The organism is Streptomyces sp. NBC_01267, from assembly GCF_036241575.1.
In the GTDB taxonomy this organism is placed as follows: domain Bacteria; phylum Actinomycetota; class Actinomycetes; order Streptomycetales; family Streptomycetaceae; genus Streptomyces.
The window spans coordinates 3338507-3359474 of the sequence record NZ_CP108455.1; the positions used below are offsets into that span (position 1 = coordinate 3338507).

The 20968-nt window shown below is 70.6% G+C and carries 18 protein-coding genes and 1 pseudogene; 11 read left to right on the plus strand and 8 right to left on the minus strand.

Going from position 1 to position 20968, the window contains the following annotated elements; translation table 11 throughout:
- Positions 1 to 67 precede the first annotated feature (67 nt).
- On the minus strand, positions 68 to 1708 hold the full coding sequence (locus tag OG709_RS15260; RefSeq protein ID WP_329166517.1) for a hypothetical protein: 1641 nt from the start codon (positions 1706 to 1708) through the stop codon (positions 68 to 70).
- Positions 1709 to 2007: 299 nt separating this feature from the next.
- Complete coding sequence (locus OG709_RS15265) at positions 2008 to 3396, minus strand: transcriptional regulator (RefSeq protein WP_250301201.1); 1389 nt, start codon at positions 3394 to 3396, stop codon at positions 2008 to 2010.
- 270 nt (positions 3397 to 3666) lie between these two features.
- Between OG709_RS15265 and OG709_RS15270 the strand changes: the two genes are divergently transcribed.
- The 3 genes from OG709_RS15270 (at position 3667) to OG709_RS15280 (ending at position 6847) form a co-directional block, all read left to right on the plus strand.
- Positions 3667 to 4335 (plus strand): bifunctional DNA primase/polymerase, encoded by a 669-nt coding sequence (locus OG709_RS15270; RefSeq protein ID WP_250301200.1) that lies wholly within the window; start codon positions 3667 to 3669, stop codon positions 4333 to 4335.
- A gap of 104 nt (positions 4336 to 4439) precedes the next feature.
- Positions 4440 to 5216: an ABC transporter ATP-binding protein gene (locus OG709_RS15275; protein WP_266642416.1), complete on the plus strand. Its 777-nt coding sequence runs from the start codon at positions 4440 to 4442 to the stop codon at positions 5214 to 5216.
- Complete coding sequence (locus tag OG709_RS15280; RefSeq protein ID WP_266642414.1) at positions 5213 to 6847, plus strand: transporter; 1635 nt, start codon at positions 5213 to 5215, stop codon at positions 6845 to 6847. Before OG709_RS15275 ends, OG709_RS15280 begins: the two co-directional genes overlap by 4 nt.
- 93 nt (positions 6848 to 6940) lie before the next feature.
- Here OG709_RS15280 and OG709_RS15285 read toward each other — a convergent pair whose 3' ends face one another.
- Both OG709_RS15285 and OG709_RS15290 read right to left on the minus strand, forming a co-directional pair.
- Positions 6941 to 7807, minus strand: coding sequence for an alpha/beta fold hydrolase (locus OG709_RS15285; RefSeq protein ID WP_326694626.1), 867 nt, complete (start codon positions 7805 to 7807; stop codon positions 6941 to 6943).
- Between the two features lie 601 nt (positions 7808 to 8408).
- Positions 8409 to 9101 (minus strand): metal-dependent transcriptional regulator, encoded by a 693-nt coding sequence (locus OG709_RS15290; protein WP_250301196.1) that lies wholly within the window; start codon positions 9099 to 9101, stop codon positions 8409 to 8411.
- Positions 9102 to 9226: 125 nt separating this feature from the next.
- Here OG709_RS15290 and OG709_RS15295 point away from each other — a divergent pair, with 125 nt between their 5' ends.
- Positions 9227 to 9997 carry an SIS domain-containing protein gene (locus OG709_RS15295; RefSeq protein ID WP_250301191.1) on the plus strand — a complete coding sequence of 257 codons (771 nt, stop codon included), beginning with the start codon at positions 9227 to 9229 and terminating at the stop codon, positions 9995 to 9997.
- Positions 9998 to 10069: 72 nt separating this feature from the next.
- Here the strand turns inward: OG709_RS15295 and OG709_RS15300 are convergent, their stop codons facing one another.
- The 3 genes from OG709_RS15300 to OG709_RS15310 all read right to left on the minus strand — a co-directional run bounded on the left by OG709_RS15300 (position 10070) and on the right by OG709_RS15310 (position 12417).
- The gene (locus OG709_RS15300; RefSeq protein WP_326694624.1) at positions 10070 to 11542 is read right to left on the minus strand and encodes a PAS domain-containing protein; all 1473 of its coding nucleotides are present in this window, start codon (positions 11540 to 11542) and stop codon (positions 10070 to 10072) included.
- A gap of 166 nt (positions 11543 to 11708) precedes the next feature.
- Complete coding sequence (locus OG709_RS15305; protein ID WP_266642408.1) at positions 11709 to 11840, minus strand: hypothetical protein; 132 nt, start codon at positions 11838 to 11840, stop codon at positions 11709 to 11711.
- A gap of 97 nt (positions 11841 to 11937) precedes the next feature.
- Positions 11938 to 12417 carry a hypothetical protein gene (locus OG709_RS15310; protein WP_329166520.1) on the minus strand — a complete coding sequence of 160 codons (480 nt, stop codon included), beginning with the start codon at positions 12415 to 12417 and terminating at the stop codon, positions 11938 to 11940.
- A gap of 275 nt (positions 12418 to 12692) precedes the next feature.
- Between OG709_RS15310 and OG709_RS15315 the strand changes: the two genes are divergently transcribed.
- From OG709_RS15315 to OG709_RS15330, 4 genes and pseudogenes are all read left to right on the plus strand, one after another.
- A complete protein-coding gene (locus OG709_RS15315) occupies positions 12693 to 13490 on the plus strand; it encodes a maleylpyruvate isomerase N-terminal domain-containing protein (protein ID WP_329166523.1) in 798 nt (265 codons plus the stop codon).
- A 434-nt stretch (positions 13491 to 13924) separates the two neighbouring features.
- Positions 13925 to 14911 carry a MarR family transcriptional regulator gene (locus tag OG709_RS15320; RefSeq protein WP_329166524.1) on the plus strand — a complete coding sequence of 329 codons (987 nt, stop codon included), beginning with the start codon at positions 13925 to 13927 and terminating at the stop codon, positions 14909 to 14911.
- Positions 14912 to 15016: 105 nt separating this feature from the next.
- Positions 15017 to 15412 (plus strand): annotated as a pseudogene (locus tag OG709_RS15325) (BBE domain-containing protein); the annotation flags it as partial.
- A 100-nt stretch (positions 15413 to 15512) separates the two neighbouring features.
- A complete protein-coding gene (locus OG709_RS15330; protein WP_329166526.1) occupies positions 15513 to 16268 on the plus strand; it encodes a class I SAM-dependent DNA methyltransferase in 756 nt (251 codons plus the stop codon).
- 204 nt (positions 16269 to 16472) lie between these two features.
- On the opposite strand, the gene OG709_RS15335 is transcribed toward OG709_RS15330, so the two are convergent.
- Positions 16473 to 16907: a hypothetical protein gene (locus tag OG709_RS15335; protein WP_326694620.1), complete on the minus strand. Its 435-nt coding sequence runs from the start codon at positions 16905 to 16907 to the stop codon at positions 16473 to 16475.
- Positions 16908 to 17340: 433 nt separating this feature from the next.
- On the opposite strand from OG709_RS15335, the gene OG709_RS15340 reads away from it, so the two are divergent.
- From OG709_RS15340 to OG709_RS15350, 3 genes are all read left to right on the plus strand, one after another.
- The gene (locus OG709_RS15340; RefSeq protein ID WP_329166529.1) at positions 17341 to 17700 is read left to right on the plus strand and encodes a hypothetical protein; all 360 of its coding nucleotides are present in this window, start codon (positions 17341 to 17343) and stop codon (positions 17698 to 17700) included.
- Positions 17701 to 17845: 145 nt separating this feature from the next.
- A complete protein-coding gene (locus tag OG709_RS15345; RefSeq protein WP_326695615.1) occupies positions 17846 to 18511 on the plus strand; it encodes an ABC transporter ATP-binding protein in 666 nt (221 codons plus the stop codon).
- A gap of 35 nt (positions 18512 to 18546) precedes the next feature.
- Positions 18547 to 20763: an ABC transporter permease gene (locus OG709_RS15350; RefSeq protein WP_326694618.1), complete on the plus strand. Its 2217-nt coding sequence runs from the start codon at positions 18547 to 18549 to the stop codon at positions 20761 to 20763.
- The last annotated feature ends 205 nt before the right edge of the window (positions 20764 to 20968 follow it).

Genomic DNA, 20968 nt, shown 5'->3' on the forward strand with positions numbered 1-20968 from the left:
TGACGGCTGTCCCTGAAGGTGACGGCTGTCCCGCCGGGTTACGGCCTTTCCGCCGGCCCTGGCACCGTCAGAGCTGGTCGACCCTGCGCGTCGTCAGGCTGTACTTCTCCGCGATGGTGTTCCACAGACCAGACGCCTGCTTCTTCGCCGCGGTCGCCTGACCACTGGCCGCGTCGCCCCGGCCCGCCGCCTCGGTCCGCTTGGCGCGGCCGTGCTTGCAGCCCTTCTTGCCCTTGTCCGCGACGTTGCGGGCCCACGCGGCGTACTGCTCGTCCGCGGTGGCCGACGCGTTCCACGCCGTGGTGAGGGAGGACGTCAACTGCGCGTGGTCCGGCAGCTGGTCGACCGAGAGGGCGCCCAGCCGGGTCACCAGCGAGTGCCGCTGCTTCGCCGCGCCGCTCAGGTCCTGCTCCGCCTGGTCCAGGTTCTGGCAGGAGTTGATGTGGGCGACCGCCGCGATCACCGCGGAGCGGCTGCTGTTGCTGTCGGCGAGGAGCTTGTCGAGCGCGACCGCCTGCGCCTTCGCGGGGTCCTCGGCGGCCTGCGCGGGCTTCGACGCCGCGGTCTCGGTGGAGGCCGCGGGCTGCTTGTCGTCCTTGGTGTCCGAACCGCCGCCACTGAGCAGTGCGCCCACTCCCAGCCCCACGACGGCGATACCGACGACGGCCGCGGCGATGAGGGGCACCCGGGAGGACCTGCGCCGGTCCGCGCCGGCGGCGGCGCGGGAGCCGGGCGGCGGGGGCTGCGGGGCGTACTGCTGCTGCGGCGGAGGCGGGGGCTGCTGCCCGTACGCACCGTTGCCGTACGGGGCGTTCCCCCGGCCGTTCCCCGGGCCGTGCCCTGCCGGGCCGTTCCCCGGGCGGTCGTTCCCGTACGGCTGCTGCGCGTCGAAGACCGGCAACTGCTGTGTCTCACCCGCCGCTTGCGGGCCGGACGCGGCGTCCGAACGGAAGAGGCTGTCGAACTCGGCGGGCGGCACGCGGTCCTCGGGGGCGCCCGGCCTGATGTCGTACGGAGCGGCGGCGGGCGCGGCCGGGACGGGCGGCAGGAACTGCGTCGCGTCGGCGTCCGAACCGGGGGCCGCGCCGGGCTGCGGGTGGTGGCCGAGGAACTGCGTCGATTCCGCCGGGCTCTCGGGCGGTACGGAGATGGGCGCGATGAACTGGGTGGCGTCGCTGTCCCCCAGCCCCAGCCCCATGCCCATTCCGGGAACGGCCTCGGGAGGCAACGGCTGGGCGTACGAAGGCGATTGCGGCTGCGCCTGCGGGTGCATCGGGTGCTGCATCTGCGGCATCGGCTGCGCCTGGGGGGCCTGAGGGGCCTGGTACGGCAGGTGCTGCTGCGGCTGCGGCTGCGGCTGCTGCGGCTGCGGCTGCGGCTGCGGCTGCTGCGGGAGGTGCTGCTGCGGCTGCTGCGCCTGCGGCAGCGCCTGAGGCTGGTGGGGCTGGGACAGCGCCTGAGGCTGGTGGGGCGACTGCATGTACGGCTGGGACTGCGGCTGTTGCGCCGGTATCTGCTGCGGCGGCAGCGCCTGCGCGTCCTGCGGCCCCCAGGGCTGACCCCACGGCTGCCCACCGGCGGGCACCGTGTGCTCACCGGCAACCTCGGGCACCCACGGCCCACTTCCGTCCGAGGGCAGTACGACACCTTCGTGCGCGCGCCGTACAGCGGGAAGCTGCGGCTCGTCGCCCTGTCCGTTCTGCGTCACCGGGACTCCTACTGCACGTGGACCTACGGAATCGTCGGTTCACGCTACCGGGTGAACCGACGCGTCTGCCACGGGGCGCCGGACCGGGGTGTGGGATGTAACACATGGGCCGTGCGGGGCGCTGATATGGGGGCGGTGGAGGCGGGCGGGCGCTTCGCGTGGCTTGTTCCCTCCCGCCCCCACCAGGTGGTCACCCGGAGATCGACGACGGCCACCGGCCGGGTCCAGGACCTGTCCGGTCGATGGCCGCCCACCGCCCCCGTTCCCGCCCCCGTTCCCGGCGCGGTCCCGGACAACCGCTACGCCGCCTGGATCTCCATCCGCGCCCCCAGTTCCCGCACCGACTTCTCCTCCCCGAACGGTTCCAGCCGCTCCCGCAGATCGTCCAGATAGTCCGCCCCCCGGTGCGAGCGCACCGTGCTCAGCAGCTCCACCGCCCGCGTCCCCGTCCGGCAGGCCTCCTCCACCTCTCGTTCCTGGACGTGCGCCGTCGCCAGCAGCACCAGGCCGATCGCCCTGCGGCGGGTCTTGGTCACCGGGAGGCCGGCCAGAGCCTCCTCCGCACGCCGGACACCCGCCGCGCCCTGGCCGAGATCGCGGTGGCAGTGGGCCAGTTCGTCGGCCAGGTACGCGGGATCGAAGTGGGTGATCCACTCCGGGTCGTCGCCGGATTCCTTGCCGGACTCGGCGCGGTCCATCGCGGCGAGCGCCTGGGCCGCCACCGCCTGGGTCGTACGGGCGTCACCCATCAGCGCGTGACCGCGCGCCTCCGCCGCGTAGAACATCGACTCCACACGGGACGTGACCCGCCCGCGCGCGCCCTCCTGGGCGGCCCGCGCCAGTTGGGCGATCTCGCGCGGGTTGCCCAGCTGGGCCGCGAGATGGCTCATCGAGGCGGCCAGCACATATCCCCCGTAACCGCGGTCGCCCGCCGCCTGGGCCAGCCGCAGGGCCTGGATGTAGTAGCGCTGGGCAAGTCCGGGCTGGCCCGTGTCGACCGCCATGTACCCGGCGAGTTCGGTCAGCCGGGCGACCGCGCCGAACAACTCCCGGCCCACCCCGTCCCGGTACGAACCGGCCAGCAGCCCGGACACCACACTGTTCAGGTAGTGGACGACGATCGGGCGCACATGTCCGCTGCCGAAACGGTGGTCGAGTTCGGTGAGCGCGGCGGTCGTGGCCCGCACCGCCTCGACGTCCGACCTGCCGACCCGCGCCCCGGCGGCCCGCGCCACCTGTGGGTCCGCGCCGGTGATCAGCCAGTCGCGGCTCGGCTCGACCAGCGCCGAAGCGGCGACCGTGGAACCCGAGAGGAAGTCCCGGCGCCCCACGTCGCTGCGCCACAACTCGCAGACCTGCTCGATCGCACCGATCACCGTCGGCGCGAAGTGGAGCCCGACGCCGGACGCGAGGTTCTTGCCGTCGGCCATGCCGATCTCGTCGATCGTGACCGTACGGGTGAGCTTGCGGCCCAGCGCTTCGGCGATGACGCCCGGTGCCCGGCCACGGGGCTGCTGCCCGCGCAGCCATCGCGCGACGGACGTCTTGTCGTAACGGAGATCGATACCGCGTTCCGCGCCGACCATGTTGACGCGGCGGGCGAGGCCCGCGTTCGAGCAGCCCGCTTCCTGGATGAGTGTCTGCAGCCGTTCGTTCGGCTGGCGGGCGACGAGAGGCCTGGCGGCCATGAGTACCCCCTGAGACGTGCGGCGATCAATGATGCGGTCAGGCTGATCACTGCCCGGCAAATGTCGGGAGAATGCGCTGAAAAGCGGGAGTAATCCCGGCATTCTCCGTGCACCCCCGCAGATGGACATCGGCATGGATACCCGCTCGCGGGGTGCATTCGCGTACGCGCCCCCGTTCGTGCCTCCATGCGCCCCATATGCCGGGAGCCCGCCCCCGCGACGGGTGCGGTGCGCCCGTAACCCCGGGTGACAGCGGGAGTTGAGCTGAACGTGAATGACACCACCACGGGCACGGAAGCCGCACAGATCCCCGGGCAGCGCGGAGAAACGCTGCTGGACACCGCCGTACGGTACGCCGAACAACGGCACTGGGACGTGCTCTCCGGCACCTGGCTGGTGGCGAAAGAGGGTGTCGAACGGTGCTCCTGCGCCGATACGGGGTGTTCCGCGCCCGGCGCGCACCCCACGCGCCCCGACTGGGCGGCGCAGGCGACCGGCAGCGCCGTCGTCGCCCGCGCCCAGTGGTCCGAGCAGCCGACGGCCTCCGTACTGCTGCCGACCGGGCGGGCCTTCGACGCCGTCGACGTCCCCGAGACGGCCGGATTCCTGGCGTTGGCGCGGATGGAACGCATGGAGGTGACGCTCGGTCCGGTCACCCGCACGCCCGACCGCCGGATGCAGTTCTTCGTACTTCCCGGCACCGGCGCCAAAGTGCCGTTCCTGGTACGGAGGTTGGGCTGGGACCCGGCGGCGATCGACCTCACGGTGCGGGGCGAGGGCGGCTTCCTGGCGGCGCCGCCGACCCGGGTCGGGGCGGGCGGCGCGGTGCAGTGGGTGCGCCGCCCGACGGCCGCCAACCGCTGGCTGCCGGACGCGGACGAGCTGACCGGCCCGCTCGCGTACGCCTGCGGCCAGGAGACACGGGACCGCCGCGCGTAGGACCTGCCCTCCCGCAACGGGTCCGACCGCCCGGGAACGCCGGGTCGTGCAGCGTCCGCCCGTAGGGTGGCCCCAAGAGCTGGGACTCCGAGAGGCGCTGCACCATGCCGGACCAGGCAGCCGTACGGGTAGAGGGACTGTGGAAGCGGTTCGGGGAACAGATCGCGGTCGCCGGGATCGATCTCGAACTGCCCGCAGGCCAGTTCATCGGTCTGGTCGGGCCGAACGGCGCGGGCAAGACCACCACCCTGTCCATGGTGACCGGGCTGCTCCGGCCCGATCAGGGCACCATCGAGGTGGCGGGTCACGACGTCTGGCAGGACCCGGTCGCGGTCAAGTCCCGGATCGGCGTACTGCCCGAGGGGCTGCGGCTGTTCGAGCGCCTCTCCGGACGTGAACTCCTCGCGTACAGCGGGCGGTTGCGCGGGCTGCCCGGCGCCGAGGTCGACAAACGGGCGACCCAGCTGCTGGACGTACTGGACCTGGCGGGCGCCCAGCACAAGCTGGTCGTCGACTACTCGACCGGGATGCGCAAGAAGATCGGGCTGGCCGCCGCGCTGCTCCACAACCCCGAAGTGCTCTTCCTGGACGAGCCGTTCGAGGGTGTCGACCCGGTGTCCGCCCAGACGATCCGCACCGTCCTGGAGCGCTACACGCACTCCGGTGCGACCGTCGTCTTCTCCAGCCATGTGATGGAGCTGGTCGAGTCGCTCTGCGACTGGGTGGCGGTGATGGCGGCGGGCCGCATCCGCGCACAGGGTCCGCTCGCCGAGGTGCGCGGGGCCGCCCCCTCGCTCCAGCAGGCCTTCCTGGAACTGGTCGGCGCGCACGGCAGGAACACCGGGGACAGCCTCGACTGGCTGGGCGGTGGCCCCCGATGACCGCGGCCCCGGTCGCGCCCGCCGGGCCGACCGTCCAGCAACCCGCCGAACCCCTCACCGCCGTCTTCGTCCGGCTCAAGCTGTCGCTGCTGCGCAACGGCCTGCGCCAGTCGTCGGGCCGCCGGGCCGCGTACCTCGCCTCGGTGGTGCTCGCACTGTTCCTCGCCGTGCTGCTGCTCCTCGGGCTGATCGCCCTGCACGGCAACGCCCACGCGGGCACCCTGACCGTCATCCTCGTCACCGTCCTGGCGGTGGGCTGGTCGGCGATGCCGCTCTTCTTCCCCGGCGGCGACGAGACGCTGGACCCCAGCCGTCTGGTGATGCTGCCGCTGCGCCCCGAACCGCTGGTACGGGCGCTGCTCGTCACCTCACTCGTGGGCATCGGCCCGCTGTTCACGCTCTGCCTCGTCCTGGGCTCGGCCGTCGCGGTGGCGACGGGCCCGGCGGGCGCGGTGGTGGCGGTGGTCGCGGTGCCCCTCACGGTGCTGGTCTGTGTGGCGCTGGCCCGGACGGTCGCGGCGGCCAACGTCCGGCTGCTCACCTCGCGCAAGGGCCGCGATCTGGCCGTACTGAGCGGCCTGGTCATCGCGGTGGGCATCCAGGCGGTCAACTTCGGCGTCCAGCGGCTCGGCAGGGCGGGCGGGCTCTCCGCGCTCGACCCGGCCGGGGACGTGGTGCGGTGGCTGCCACCGGCGTCCGCGATCGGCGCGGTGGACTCGGCGGGCCGCGGCTCGTACGGGCAGGCCGCCGCCCAACTCCTCATCGCCGCCGCGGCCCTGGTGGTGCTCCTCCTCGCCTGGCAGCGCACCCTGGTCCGGCTGATGACGTCCCCGGACGGCTCGACGATCGCGGCGGGCGAACCGAGCCGCAAGGAGTCGGCGGCGGGCCTCTCCCGCTTCCTCCCGGAGGGGCGTACCGGCACCGTGATGCTGCGTACCCTGCGCTACATCTGGCGCGACCCGAAGACCAAGGCCGCCTGGATCGCATCGCTCGCGATCGGGCTGATCGTCCCGGTCCTCAACGCGGTCCAGGGCAGCGGGTCGATCTACTTCTCCTGCTTCGCGTCGGGGATGCTCGGCATCCAGATGTACAACCAGTTCGGCCAGGACACCTCGGCGTTCTGGATGGTCGCGCAGACGATCTCCACCCCGCAGGACGCCTACACCGAACTGCGTTCGCGGGCGCTGGCGTTGCTGGTGGTCACCCTCCCGTACACCGCCCTGGTCACCGTCGTCACGGCCGGGCTGCTCGGCGACTGGCGGGCGCTGCCGGAGGCGATGGGCCTGGCCTTCGCGCTGCTCGGTGCGATGCTGGCGACGGGCGCCGTGACCTCGGCGCGCTTCCCGTACTCGATCCCCCAGGACAACGCCCACAAGAACGTGGCCCCCGGCCAGGCGGGCCTCGCCTGGATCTCCATCTTCGGCGGCATGGTCTCGGCGTCGCTGCTCTGCTCCCCGGTGATCGTCCTGCTGATCACGCTGCACACCACGGGCAACGAGCCGTTGCTGTGGATCCTGCTGCCGGTGGGCACCGGGTACGGCGCGCTGGCCGCCTGGGCCGGCCTGCGGGTGGCCGCACCGCAGGCGGCCACCCGGCTCCCGGAGATCCTGACGGCCGTCAGCAAGGGCTGACGGCACCGGGGGTCGGTCGGTCCGTCGGCCGGTCGGTCCGTCGGCCGGTCGGTCCGTCGGTCCGTCGGTCCGTCGGTCACGGTCGCCCCGGGACTACTTCACGGCCACCGCGTCCAGGAACGGCTCTATCGCGGCGCGCCAGGCGTCGGGCTGGTCGTAGTGGACCAGATGGGCCGCGTCCGCCACCTCCGCGTACTCACCGCGGGTCAGCACCCGGACCATCTCCTGGGACTCCGCGCGGCCCAGCTCACCGTCCAGGCCACGGACCACCAGGGCCGGGCACCGGACCTGGGCCAGCTCCTCCCAGTGCGCTTCGAAGACCCAGGTCTCGCGGGACTTCAGCATCTGCCGGGAGGAGAACACGGGGCGCCAGCCGTCGGCCTGCTCGGCCATGACCTCGGCGAAGAACTCGCCCCTGGCCGGATTCGGGCGCTCCACCCAGGGGTCGTCCTCGCCGAACCACTTCCGGACGTCGGCGAGCGTCGCGAAGGGGACCGGCCAGGACGCGAACCAGTCCTCCCACTCGCGCTGGGTGGCCGTCCCCAGGGCCGAGGCCCGCATGTCGCAGATGATCACGGCCCGGACCAGGTCGGGGCGCTTGGCGGCGAGCTGCCAGGCGGTGAGCGCACCCATCGCGTGGCCGATGAGAGTCACGGGCGCCAGGCCCAGCTGCTCGATCGCCGCCTCGGCGTCGGCGACGTACGCATCGCGGGTGTACGGACCGTCGGCGGGCTTGTCGCTGCGGCCGTGACCCCGCTGGTCGAGGGCTATCGCGCGGTGGCGTTCGGAGAGCCAGCGCGCCGTGGACGCCCAGTGCGAGGCGCGGCCCATCAGGCCGTGCAGCAGTAAGACGCCGGGAGCGCGCTCGGCGTCACTGCCGGGCTCCTTGGGCGGGTCGGCGAACTCCCAGGCAGCAAGGCGCACGCCGTCCGGTCCGGTCACGTCGATGCGACGCACCATGTGATCTGACACCCCCTTCAGTCCCCCGAGTGGATCCGGCCCCGCAAGTGCCGCAGGCCGTTCAGTGACCGTTCCGTTCAGTGGCCGTTCTGCTCGCCCCTGCGGTCGATCCTGTGCTCGCTGTCGCCACACCGCAGACTATCGAACCCGCATTCGAAAACACGGTTTCCTCGCGCAACACCCCACCTTCGAGTGACACCCCGCAAGGATTGAGGGTTGCTGGCCAGGGGAGATTTTCTGCGGGGGCGGACCACTCGGGGATGAGGGTCCGGCACGACCGACCTTGAGAGCTCGGGGCTCCAGGTCGGGACAAGGGGAGGTCAGGCCCCGGCGCTCCAGAGCGCCGGGGCCCTCCCCTTGTGAGACGCGGTGCGTGTGCGACGGACGCATCCACCTGCTCCCTCCCCGACCGGACGGGCGAGCCGAGTCGTACCGGCAGCCGTCAGGTCACAAGCCTCAGCCTTGCACGGGTTGCCCACAGCCGGGGCCGTTCCTGCGCCATTGCACAGGGGTTGCAGAAGGTTGCCGCGCAAAGCGGCTCCGGCCCTCGCGGACTACCGCGCGGACTACTGCCCGGACTACTGCTAGGCCACGAAGCGGACTACTGCTTGGCCACGAACACGTGCGAAGCCACCTCGGGGTTGAGCTCCGCGGCCTCCCCGCCGCTCCCGACCAGCACCCCGCCGGGCGACTCCGTGACGCTCACCACCGAGCCGGGCTGCACACCCGCGCGACGCAGCGTGTACATCAGCTGGGCGTCCGTCTGGATGGGCTCACCGATCCGCCGTACGACCACGTTCTTCCCGTCCGCACCCGGGTCCAGCTCCGCCAGGCTCACCATGCCCTCGTTCAGGAAGGGATCCGCCTCGGCCTTCTCGCCCAGCTCCTCCAGGCCCGGAATCGGATTCCCGTACGGAGACTCCGTCGGGTGGCGGAGCAGTTCCAGCACCCGCTTCTCCACCGCCTCGCTCATCACGTGCTCCCAGCGGCACGCCTCGGCGTGGACCTGCTCCCACTCCAGGCCGATCACGTCGACGAGGAGACATTCGGCCAGCCGGTGCTTGCGCATGACGCGCGTCGCCAGCCTGCGCCCCTCCTCGGTCAGCTCCAGATGCCGGTCGCTGGCTACGGCCACCAGGCCGTCGCGCTCCATACGCGCCACGGTCTGGCTCACCGTGGGGCCGCTCTGGTCGAGCCGCTCCGCGATCCGGGCCCGCATGGGAACCACACCTTCCTCCTCCAGTTCGAGGATGGTGCGGAGGTACATCTCCGTAGTGTCGATCAGCCCACTCATACGTGCCCCTATGTTCCGCTACTGCTTTGGCCCTCATCCAATTCTGACGCATACCTCCGACAACCGGGCCGCGCGTGCCGAAGCGGTATTGACACCACACTGGTCCGGACCGCACCGTGATCGGCATGAGCAGCGAGAGCAGCGGAAGCAGCAGCCTTGCCGGGGAGTTCTTCGATGCCGCGATCGGCCTGCTGCGGCAGGTCCGGGACGAGGAGTCGGAGAACGTGGCGGCGGCCGGTGCCGCCATCGCCGACACCGTGGAGGCGGGCGGCCGGCTCTTCGCCTTCGGCGCGGGCCACTCGTCGCTCGCCGCGCAGGACGTCGTCTACCGCGCGGGCGGTCTCGCTCTGATGAACATCCTCGCCGTACCCGGCACCCTCGGCGTCGACGTCATGCCGGCCACGCTCGGCTCGGCCCTGGAACGCGTCGGCGGCCTCGCGGGCGCCGTGCTCGACTCCGGCCCGGCGCAGTCGGGGGACGTACTCGTGATCATCTCGCTCTCCGGGCGGAACACCCTCCCGGTGGAGATGGCGACGCACGCCCGCGCCCTGGGCATGAAGGTCATCGGCGTGACCTCGGTCGCGTACGCGAAGGAGACCACGTCCCTGCACTCCTCGGGCACCTTCCTGAAGGACCACTGCGACATCGTGCTGGACAGCCGGATCGCGGTGGGTGACGCGGAGCTGACCGCCGAGGGCGTCGAGGCACCGTTCGCGCCCGCCTCGACCGTGGTCACCAGCGCGCTGATGCAGGCGATGATGGCGTCCGCAGCGGGCGAGCTGGCCCGGCGCGGCATCGAGCCGCCGCTGCTGCGGTCCGGAAACGTGGACGGTGGCCACGAGTGGAACCGCCGGGTGATGACGGAGTACGGCGACCGGATCTTCTACCGGCACTGACACCGAGGGCACGGCGGGCGCGGCGGGCCGCCCTGTCCGTGCCCCCCCCTCTCCCCCTTTCCCCCTCGCGCCCTACCGTCCGTCCCGCTCCCCGCCGCCCGCTGCCAGTGCCTGCGCCAGGTCGACCGCCGAAGCCACCCGTACCGCCACGCTCTCCGCGTACACCGCGTCGGGCCGCTCGAACGCGCTACGGCTCGCTCCGCGCAGGAACGTCACCACCCCCAGCGTCCTCCCCCGGCTCCGCAGCACCACGCACAGCGCGTGCGCGGTGTCCCGTGGCCACCGCCGCTCCACCGCCCACTCCGCCGCCGGGGAAGCCGCCGCCGCACTGGCCCGTACCGCGCCCACCCGGTCCACCGCCTGGCGTGCCGGATGCCCGGCCGCATACCGCACCGGAAGGGCGCCCGCGCCCGGCAGGCACGGGCCCGGCGCGCCCCCGGACGGCGTCTCGGCCACCCGCACCAACCGCCCGCCCGAAGCACCCGAGCTGTCCGCCTTCTCCCCACCCAGGGGAGCAAGATCGATCAGCGCATGGTCGGCGAACCCGGCGAGCGCGAAGTCCAGATACGCCGTCGCCGCCTCCATCGGGTCCTCGCACTCGGCGGCCGATCGCGAGGCCCGGGTCAACTGATTGCCGCGGAAGCGCAGTTGGTCCGCCTCCTGCTCGGCCTGCTTGGCCGCGGTGACGTCCCGGAAGAGCCAGCCCACCCCCAGCGGAACCGGTTCTTCCGCGAGCGGTGAGGCCAGCCGCAGAAACCCGCTGCGCCAGCAGCGCCGCCGCTCACCTTCCGCGGTCCGTACGGTCACCCACATCTCGGCGGGCGCGGGCAGCGCCCCCTCCGCGAGTACGTGCTGGAGCGCACCCTCCAACTCCTCGACGCCCTGCACGATCAACTCGCCCAGCGGACGGCCGAGCAGCGTGGTGCGCCCGGTGGAGAGCGCCCGCGCCGCATGGGCGTTGACGACGGTGGGCCGCAGATCGGCGTCGACCAGGACCACCCCCCACGAGGCGTCGTCGAACATCGCCTCGCTGAGCGCGATCGCCCGCTCCAGATCGATCTGCGTATGGACCTCGCTGAACGCGCAGTACACCCCGGCCGGTGTCCCGTCCGCGCCGCGCACCCCGGCGGACTGGGTCCGTACGAGCACCCGCCCGCCGTCCTTGCGCAGCAGCGCGAACTCGTGGACCTGCCGACCCGGCCGGTCCATCACCGCCATCAGCCGGCCGTGCACCTCGTCGGCGTCGGCGGTCCGCACCGCCCAGCCCGCGAAACCGGCCCGCCCGACGGCCTCGCCGGCGGACCAGCCGAGGATCCGCTCGGCCTCACGGTTCCAGTGGGTGATCACCCCGTCCGCGCCGAACGCGCAGAGCGCGGCGTCCATCCCGTCGAGCAGCGCGGCGAGCAGATCGGCGCCGGGGCGGCCGGACTCGTCAGAGACTCCCGGGGCGGGACCCGGCACCGCCGAGGCGCCCACGGAGCCCGCATCGTGCTCCGGCTCGTCGGGCCCCAGCGCACTGCTCGTCTCGATCCGGGAACCACTCATCCGGCACCCCCAACAGGAAGCGTCCTCCGCGTGAACCGCATGTACCGCACGTCAGATCATTCAACGCGAACGTGACGCGGCCCACACTCGACTTTCGGAAATCGTTGCGGGGAAAAGCGATCTCAGGCCAAGTCCGGGCCCGCTGCCTCCCGGCGAACGGATCGGCTCAGCGCGGCCACAGGGTGAACAGGGCCACCAGCAACAACACCAGCAACGCCCAGCCGAGCACCCCGACCTTCCGGCGCTGCGGATTCCGTCCCTGACGCCATGCGCCGACCTCGTGCGGAGTCTCTTCCATGGCCGACAAGCCTATGCCCTCGTGCCCGCATCGAGGCGAAGCCGTACGTAGTCCGCATCCCCCGGACCGGGCCGACGGTGACCGTCGGGCACCCCGCTCACCCCCACACCATGAGCGTAGGTTTCCCGGAGGTCATCAGCGCGTACGAGGCCCGCGGATCGGCGTTCACCGCACCCACCCACCCGTTGTAGAAGGCCGTTCCCGCCTCCGCGCTCCCGCCCGCGCGGACCTCGAACGAGGCGAACGCCCAGACGTGCGAGCAGACCAGGACGAATTCCTGCGCGGTGACGTCCCGGAGGGCGGCAACGGCGGCCTTTGACCAGCGCTCGTCGTTCCCCACGAGGTTCTCACCGATGAAGGCCCGGAGGTCGGTGTGTGCCGTCTGGTACCGCCGGTACACCCTGCTGTCGAACCGTGCCTGCACAAATTGGGAGTTGAAGGGAAACGGAACCCACATCCAGCTCCACCCCGGGCCGGTACGCCCTGAAGAGGACTCCGGGTAATCGTGGTTGGAGATAGCGGACTCGGCCACGCTGCCGTTCGGAGCGTCCAGTTTCAGCAAGATTCCCCCGGTCATCGCCATCGGTGAACTGCGGCAGCGGGGGCGTGCAGGCCCCCACACATCACTCATCGTCCGGCGGCAGCCCCACGCACACTCCGTATTACGACGGTTTCGGGCACCTCTCCACCACTACCGCACGCCTCGTTGCGGCGGTGCCCTCGTTGCCGAAGCTCGCTCGGTCCGAGTAGGACACCGCGTCACCCGAGTGCCTCGCGGCCGTGCTGCGCGTCCGCAGCGTCGGCCGTGAAAAACCGATTCCGGTTGATCGGAGCACGGTGTAGAAACCCGGTGTGGAAAAGAATCTTGAGCTTCCTGACCTGCTGCGACTGATAGACGAACGGTCGGCCGCCTTCCGCGCCGCGGTCGCCTCCGCGCCCAGCCTCGATGTACAGGTGCCGACCTGCCCCGAGTGGACGCTGTTCGATCTGGCGCAGCACATCGGCGAGGGGCGCCGCGACTGGGCCGCCACCGTCGCCGCAGGACCTGCTCCGGCCAAGTCCGCAGCGGAGGGCGCCCCGGCTGCGCCTCGGGAGCGCGAGGCCCTGCTGGCCTGGCTGGCGGAGTCCACGGAGCAACTGGTGGACGCACTGCGGAAGGCCGGCCCGGATCGCGGTTGCTGGACGTGGTGGGAGACCTCGCAGTCGCCGCATACCTCCGGTGCCGTAGCTCGGCACCAGCTCCAGCAGTTCGCGGTGCACACGTACGACGCCCAGATCACCGTGGGTGCCCCGCAGCCGCTGCCGGCCCAGGTGGCGCTCGACGGTGTCGACGAGTTCCTGTCCACCTGCGTCGCAACGACGAGTGCCTGGCCGCACAAGCCCGCTGCCATCGACTTCCACGCCTCCGAGGGCCGCTCCTGGCGCCTCTTGCTCTCCGCCGACGGCGCACGGACCATCCGTCTCCCCGGGCTCGGCACCATATCGGCCACCGCTGCCGGCCAGGGCCCGGACGCGGCCAACGCCTCCGCCCGGGGCACGGCCAGCGAGCTGGTCCTCATCCTGCACGACCGTATCCCGTTCAACGCCCTGCAACTCGACGGCGACCGACGCCTCTTCGACCAGCTCAGCGCCTGGGACCCGGGCGAGTAGGCCGTGACCGTTGCTGCCACGGCGCAACGCCGCCGATATCGCCGTGTTCAGCCCGGACCTGCGACCGCGCGCCCGGAACTCGGGACTTGAGACTCGGGAGTCGAGGGCCGGGGGCCTCACGTGAAGCGGCCGGTCACTCGTTCGGGGGTACGTACGGGGTCGGTGCGCCCGAAGCTCGGGGCTCGGGATTCGAGAGCCGGGACGCGGGATCCGAGGGTCGAGCTTCTTCCCAAGTCTGGTAGGTGGGTGGGGGTTAGGGAAGTCCTCCCCACCCCTCCCAACCCCGCTGCGTCGCGTAAGTACGACTAATTGGGACCAACTTGCGGCGCGCGGGCGTGGCTGCTTACCGTTCCGACAACGACAACTAAGCGACCCCGACGCGGTGTTCTCAGCACCAAGCCGGGGTCTCACCCCAAGATCGAAAGAGCGATCCCGTGGCTACCGAGAATTTTAGCGCCGCCCTGCGCGCGCCCGCATCCGCATCATCCGTACCCTCCACCGCCCATCCGATGGCGGCTCCCGGCTACGGCAAACGCTCCGCCCCGGACCAGGCTCCCCGCCGTACGGACGACTTCCTTCTTCTGCCCGAGCGTGAGCGGTACATCGCCGCGTTCATCGACCGGCTGCCCGAGGGCGCGGCGATGACGGTCAAGACCCTCGCCCGGCAACTCCCGCGCTACGGGCAGCAAGCTGTCAGCACGGCCCTCACGGCGCTGTCCGTCGCCGGATACCTGCGGCGCATCCGCCGCCTGGCCGGGGACGGCGACCAAGTCCGCTGGGTCTTCCGGACGTTCTGGTCGCGGACCGCACGCGACAACGAGTGGTGGACCACCTTCCTTGCCGCCGAGGACGGCCGATCCCCGGCCGAGACGCAGGTATCGGCGAGCCCCGCGCCCGCCCCGCCCGCCGTACCGCAGCAGCCGGAACCAGACCCTGCATCAGACCCGGCACCGGACCCGGCACCACACCCCGACCGCCCCTCGCCCGCGTACGACGCACTGTCCCAACTCGGCTGCACCGACCCCCGGTTAGCCCTCTCGGCAGCCGACTGCGCAACCCTGGAAGACCTCGCGCAGGAGTGGCTGGAGCGCGGCGCCACCCCCGCCCACCTCGTCCAGGCCCTCACCACAGGACTCCCCGCCGAACCGATCATCTCGCCCCGGGGCTTCGTCCGCCGCAGGCTCACGGACAAGAAACCACCACACCGGCCCACCACCAACACCACCACAGCCACACCGCCCCGCCTCCTCGTGGAATGCACCAAGTGCGGCACCCCCGGCCGCCCCGAAGCACTCCCCGACGGCCTCTGCCGCACCTGCCGCCCCGGTACACCGACCCCACCCGAACCGGCCGCATCGGCGGAAGCGCACCACGTACACCAACGGGTCGACGCCCTGCGCGCCCTGACCCGGACCCCGTGAGGACGGTCGGCCCAGGTCAGAATCCCGTACGCCCGGTACGCGCACGAACGCAGCCGTACGCGTTCGGAAACGGGTGAACTCGCGTCCCGTACGCGCCTGATGGCCGGTTCCCTGGAACTGTTCGGGTACGGAGGCCAGGTGAACACGGTCCGGCCGGGGGCGACCGCGGTGGCCCAGCGCGACGCGGTCATGAAGGCCGACTTCCACACCATCTGGACCGACGAGGCCGACGACGCGGCCAACCTCACCTGGGTACGGGACTTCTACCGTGACGTGTACCAGGACACCGGAGGCGTACCCGTGTCCGGCAGGAACTGCGACGGGTCGTACATCAACTACCCGGACACCGACCTGGCCGACCCCGCGTGGAACACCTCGGGGGTGCCCTGGACCACCCTCTACTACAAGGACAACTACCCGCGCCTACAGCGGGTGAAGGCGCGCTGGGACCCGCGCAACGTCTTCCACCATGCCCTCGCGGTGCAGCTTCCCGGCCGGTGAGGCCCCCGTCCATGTCAACGGCCGCCTCCGGGGGGCCAGTTGTTGCTCTCGGCCGCGAAAATATCAGCACCAGGGCCCGGCACCGGGATATCGTCCGCCGGTGACTGATGGAGACGGGTACTTCGGAGAAGCAGTAGCTGACCGGTACGACCAGTCCACGGGCTCCGAGTTCCAACCGGATGCCATCGACAGGACCGTGGGGTTTCTGTCCGAACTCGCTGATGGTGGCCGGGCGCTGGAGTTGGCGATCGGCACGGGGCGCATTGCCGTGCCGCTCGCGCGACGGGGCGTTCCGGTCCATGGCATCGACATGTCCAGGGCGATGGTGGCCCGTTTGCACGCCAAGCCGGAGGGCAGGGACATCGGCGTCTCGATCGGCGACTTCACCACCACGACGGTGGACACGGAGGCGGACGGGCCCTTCGCTCTTGCGTACCTGGTCTTCAACACGATCATGAATGTGGCCGACCAGGAGGGCCAGGTCGCCTGCTTCCGCAACGCCGCACGGCACCTCGCGCCGGGCGGCTGCTTCGTCATCGAGGTCATGGTCCCGGAGCTGCGCAAGATCCCGGCCGGGCAGAACATCGTCCCGTTCCACACGAGCCCGACCGGGTGGGCCTACACCGTCTACGACACGGTCACGCAGGACGCGACCTGCCACTACATCGACATCACGGAGGACGGTCGAGGCGAGGCCCATTCGACGCCCTTCCGCTACGTCTGGCCCGCCGAGCTGGACCTCATGGCCCAGCTCGCGGGGCTGCGCCTGCGCGAACGCTGGGGCGGCTGGGCACGCGAACCCTTCACGGAGGACAGCACCCAGCACATCTCGGTGTGGGAGAAGCCGGCCGACTGAGCGAATCTGACCAGTTCCGACCGACTGACGGGCGCCTCGTAACAACGGCGGACCCGGGACTCGTGCGTGCTCAAGGCCTGCTCAGCAAGGCGCACCGACAGAGACCGGCCGACACTGTGGCGCGCGCCACCCGCTCGGAGGGCGCCACCGATTACCCGCCCTGACGCGGATGCCAGACCGCGCGCGAACCGGAGCCCAGCGGATTCAGCTGCCGGACCGTGTGCCGCATCTCTCGATCGTTGCCACTACTGACCGACGCCCCAGCCCAGCAGCGATGAACTCCATCTCGACCAGCGTGCCGACCAGGCCTGCCTCCTTGAGCATGGTGGCCGTCGCACGTGCCTGATGCAGGGGCAGATGCAGCACTTCGCGCAGGGCCCGCAGGACGGGGACGAGGTTCGATTCGCCTTCCGCGAGACGGAGTTGGGCGGGCCCATGTTCCGCCAGCAGGGCGTTCCGGATCTCCTCGGGTTTCGCTCCGCCCGTGTCCTGCTCGCACCACCTGTTGGGGCAGGCCTCACAGGCCCCTTCGGTGCTCCACCACAACTGCCCGTGGTCGATGTACTGGCCGGTGTCGCGTATCAGCACGCTGCCGCACTCCTCGCATCGCGCTGTGACCTTCGCTCCTTGAGTGATCACCTGGCTGCTCCTTGCCTGGAAACTCGGAGCGTGGGACTCGCCCGAAAATGATTCGGTTGATGGCCGCCGCACTGGTGCAGCAAATGGAAAATTTGACGCCCGGTTGCAAACCGGACACCAGATCTCGTATCGAATTGTGATCGCGGCCGCTAAACGTGCCATTTATCACCATTCACTTACCGTAACGACTGGAGTCCGGCGGTTGAGCGGGGGCATCCCCCAGGTCTCACCGAATCGGTAATATCGGACAGCCCTAACACCTTACGTGACTGAATAAAGCGCCTGGGGTTCCGGATGTGACGGGGAATGAGTTTGTGGTCACGCATACGACATGAAAGCTTTACGGAGTGATCACGAACTCGAACACACGTTCGCTTGATTCATGGGGATGAATCAGTCAAAAAGGGGAGGATTTATGTCTATCCGTAACTCCATGAGCAAGATCGCCGTAGGGGGTGCCGCTGTGCTCGCACTCTCGGGTGCCGGTGCCGCGTTCGCCGCCGGTGCGGGCGAGAGCCTCGACTCGTCGACCAATGGGGCGTCCGCCTGGAGCCATGGCACCAACGGCGCCGTTGCGGTGAAGGACACAAAGGGGGACAGCCATTCCGTCTACACCCTTTACGACCGTCGTTACAACACGGGCCTGCGCCTGGACAACAACAGCGGCAACGGCAACACCGCGAGCAGCAGCATGGACACGACCAACTACGTCCGCAAAGTGACCGCCTGCGTCAATATTCAGCTCAAGCCGGACCAGTGCGGCCCGGACGACCGTCCTGGTGACGGCCGCTGAGGCAACTGACGGCTGCTGAAAGCGTCTAATGCGGTGGGGCGGTCCGGAACGCCCCACCGCTTGCCGTCATTTCCGGGGCAGGATCGGGCGACAGTGAGGAACAAGGCGAGTGGAGAAGGAAAGTGACGCCGCAGCGGCGACTGTGCTGGACATCGAGGAACTGAGTCACGCGATCGGCGAACGGACCCTGTTCGAGGGGCTGTCGCTTTCCCTGCATTCCGGCGAGTCGGTTGCCGTGACCGGCCCGAGCGGCTCCGGAAAGAGCACGCTCCTGTCCTGCGTTCTGGGCCTCATCAAGCCGGACCGGGGTTCGGTGCGCGTCACTGGCACGGACATCACTCAGCTGCGAAGCTCGCAACTCGCCCGAGTGCGGGCGCAGTCGATCGGCATGGTCTTCCAGTTCGGGGAGCTTCTACCTGAGCTCAGCCCCGTCGACAACGTAGTCCTTGCCTCCTTGCTGGCCCGCGGCAAGCGCACGGATCGCCGGGGGAGGGCCGCAAGCCTTCTTGAGGACCTGGGTGTCCCGGCGGCCCGGACGAGCCAGGAGCTGTCGGGCGGAGAACGGCAGCGCACAGCGGTGGCTCGGGCTCTGATCAACGAACCCGCCCTCGTCCTGGCCGACGAGCCGACCGGGGCCCTGGACGCCGAGACCCGTGACCGCACGGCCGACCTGCTGTTCGCTCTGCCTCGCCGCTACGCGTGCGGACTGCTGGTGGTCACTCACGACCCAGCCATCGCGGCCCGCGCCGACAAGACCCTGCACCTGACAGCGGGAGTCCTGCAGAACACCACTTCTCAGGCAGGGATTTGATGGTCACCCAACCCCGGAGTCTGTATCGGCATCTGTTGGCCATCGGACGCACCGCAGGCCGCCGGGCCGAAGCCGGCGGTGTCCGCTTCGCCGGCCTGCTACTTGCCGCCGTGGCACTCGCCCTCGGCCTGGGCAGCCTGGTCGCGGTGCACGGAACCTACGCCGCCAAGGAAGAACAACGCCTGGCCCGCACCCCTGTCATCGACGACAAGGCCGCCCACGCAGCCGACGCGACGAAATGGCTGGTGGCCTCCGACACCCTGGAAGGGCAGCGGCGTTTCAGTGTCGTCTACCTCAGCCCGTACCGCGGCAACGCACCGCTACCGCCGGGTCTTCAGCACTGGCCCGAGCCGGGCCAGGCCGTACTGTCCCCGGCTCTTCGCAAGGCCGGAGCCGCCGAAGGCATTGACGACCGATACGGAACCATGGCCGGCACCATCACGGCCGAAGGCCTGGACGAGCCGACCGAGCGGCTCGCCTATGTCCGCCCTCGGGAGGCGTTGAGCGCCGCCGGACCCAGCGACATCGTTACTGGCTTCGGCCCCCGCGCCCAGGGGCGTCCGGCACCAGGCGCCGAGCCCGGATCGGGGCGCGAGGACGACAAGCCGGAGTGGATGTTCCAGTCCGCCATCCTCTCCATGCTCGTTCTGCCCGCCCTGCTGCTGCTTTTCGTCGCGGTCCGCACCGGCGCCCATGCCCGTGACCGGCGAACCGCCCTGGTCACCGCCCTCGGCGGCCAACGCATCGACCGCGCCCTGGTCGCCATCGGCGAAGCCGCCCTGCCCGCGCTGACCGGCATTTCGCTCGGCGCCGCGGCCCTCGGCACAGCCCTGCTCACCGACCTCACCATTCCGTACGCGCACTACATCGTCTCCGCCGCCTACCTGCGCCGGACCGGTGTGTGGATGGCCGCGGCGCCGGTCGCCGCCCTCCTCCTCGTGCTGGGCGCAGTCGTGGCAGCCGACCTCGCTCAGCGCCAGGCCAATAGCGGCACCCGCCCCCTTGGCCCAAGCCACTCCCGGTGGCTACCGCGCCTGGCCGGCCTGTGCCCGATCATGATCCTGCTCGCAGTCCGAGGCCCCGACCTCGTGGGAACCGATTCCATCTGGCGCACCCTGATCAGCTGGGCCGGCATCGCCGGCACCATCCTTACCCTGCCTGCCGCCGTCGCCGCCCTCACCGCCGCGGCCGGCCGCCTGCTCACACGCGCAGGGCAGACCCGCGGCCTGCCCGGCACCCTCGTCGCCGGCCGACGCACCAGCACATATCCCCAAGCAACCGCCCGCCTGGTCACCGGCATCGTCGTCGCACTGATCGTGCTCATGCAGGCCGTCGCCTGGCAGGGCCTGTTCGCCTCCCAGAGCACCGAAGCCCAGCACACCCTGGATCGCATCGGCCGCACTGCTCTGTCCGTCGGGATCCGAGGCAGGACGGACACCGCCGACATGCAGACGTTCCTCCAGCGTCTGCCGAACACCCAAGCTCTCCTGCTCGAACCCCCGGCACAGGGCCCCAACAGCACCAAGCCCATGACCCTGTACGGAGACTGCGACGCACTCGCCTCCATCCGCATCGAATGTCCCAAGAACGCCCAACGCCTCGGCGGTGTGCCTCAGGACCCGCGGCTGCAGGAACTGATCCGCTGGACTCCCCACGGCGCACTTCTCCTGGAGATACGCCGTACTACCGACCGGGAACTCGCCAAGAGGGCAGCCGCCTCCGCCGAAGAGAGCACCCTGGCCGTCGTGAGTGAAAACGGCCGAACTCTGTCCGTCCCCGCAGTGAAAAAGCTGTCCTACAAAGTCTTTCCACGCGGCGCCCGCGTGGGAGCCCCTGGGGAAGACCAGCTCACGGCAGGTATCCCCAACCGTGACCAGGGCCGCTGGAGCACCCTGCTCGGCATCATCGGCATCGCCGTCCTCACCGTGACCGCAGGCTTGAGCGCCATGGCCGAGTTCCTCCGCCAGGGACGCGCCCTGGCACCGCTGTCCGTTCTCACCGGAGGTCTGCGTGTCTTCCGCACCAGCGCAGCATGGTCTGTTCTGGCGCCACTGGCCCTGGCCGGGCTTGCGGGAAGCGTCGTCGCAGCGGGGCTGGCCGCTCCCGTGAACGCCACGGGAGAGTCCTACATCACCCGTGAACTCCTGTGGGCATCCGTGGGAGTTGTCTTCATCATCGGCATCCTCATGTGGCTCTGGGCGACAACTGTCGCCGTCCGCCAAGCGCGGACCTGGCGTCCACGCGGCGACTGAACCTCGGCCCGGTCTGTCCTGGCCCCATGGACCAGCCTCCGCGATCGTTGTCGACGCCAGCGAAAGCCACCCGAAATAAATCGCTTGATGGCCGCCGCGGCGGTGCCTAACGTAAGCCGCACGCTAGAAGGGAGGTGTTCCGGAAGTGATTTCTTCTCGGACTTGCGAGGTGGCTGCGGGCTGACGGCCCGTCGTCGCACTCTGT

What these genes read in the sequence shown, in the direction of transcription:
- OG709_RS15265 (WP_250301201.1), bottom strand. Translation starts at nt 3,396, where the DNA reads ATGGCCGCCAGGCCTCTCGTCGCCCGCCAGCCGAACGAACGGCTGCAG.
- OG709_RS15275 (WP_266642416.1), top strand. Translation starts at nt 4,440, where the DNA reads ATGCCGGACCAGGCAGCCGTACGGGTAGAGGGACTGTGGAAGCGGTTC.
- OG709_RS15280 (WP_266642414.1), top strand. Translation starts at nt 5,213, where the DNA reads ATGACCGCGGCCCCGGTCGCGCCCGCCGGGCCGACCGTCCAGCAACCC.
- OG709_RS15285 (WP_326694626.1), bottom strand. Translation starts at nt 7,807, where the DNA reads ATGGTGCGTCGCATCGACGTGACCGGACCGGACGGCGTGCGCCTTGCT.
- OG709_RS15290 (WP_250301196.1), bottom strand. Translation starts at nt 9,101, where the DNA reads ATGAGTGGGCTGATCGACACTACGGAGATGTACCTCCGCACCATCCTC.
- OG709_RS15295 (WP_250301191.1), top strand. Translation starts at nt 9,227, where the DNA reads ATGAGCAGCGAGAGCAGCGGAAGCAGCAGCCTTGCCGGGGAGTTCTTC.
- OG709_RS15300 (WP_326694624.1), bottom strand. Translation starts at nt 11,542, where the DNA reads ATGAGTGGTTCCCGGATCGAGACGAGCAGTGCGCTGGGGCCCGACGAG.
- OG709_RS15305 (WP_266642408.1), bottom strand. Translation starts at nt 11,840, where the DNA reads ATGGAAGAGACTCCGCACGAGGTCGGCGCATGGCGTCAGGGACGGAAT.
- OG709_RS15310 (WP_329166520.1), bottom strand. Translation starts at nt 12,417, where the DNA reads ATGACCGGGGGAATCTTGCTGAAACTGGACGCTCCGAACGGCAGCGTG.
- OG709_RS15340 (WP_329166529.1), top strand. Translation starts at nt 17,341, where the DNA reads ATGAGCAAGATCGCCGTAGGGGGTGCCGCTGTGCTCGCACTCTCGGGT.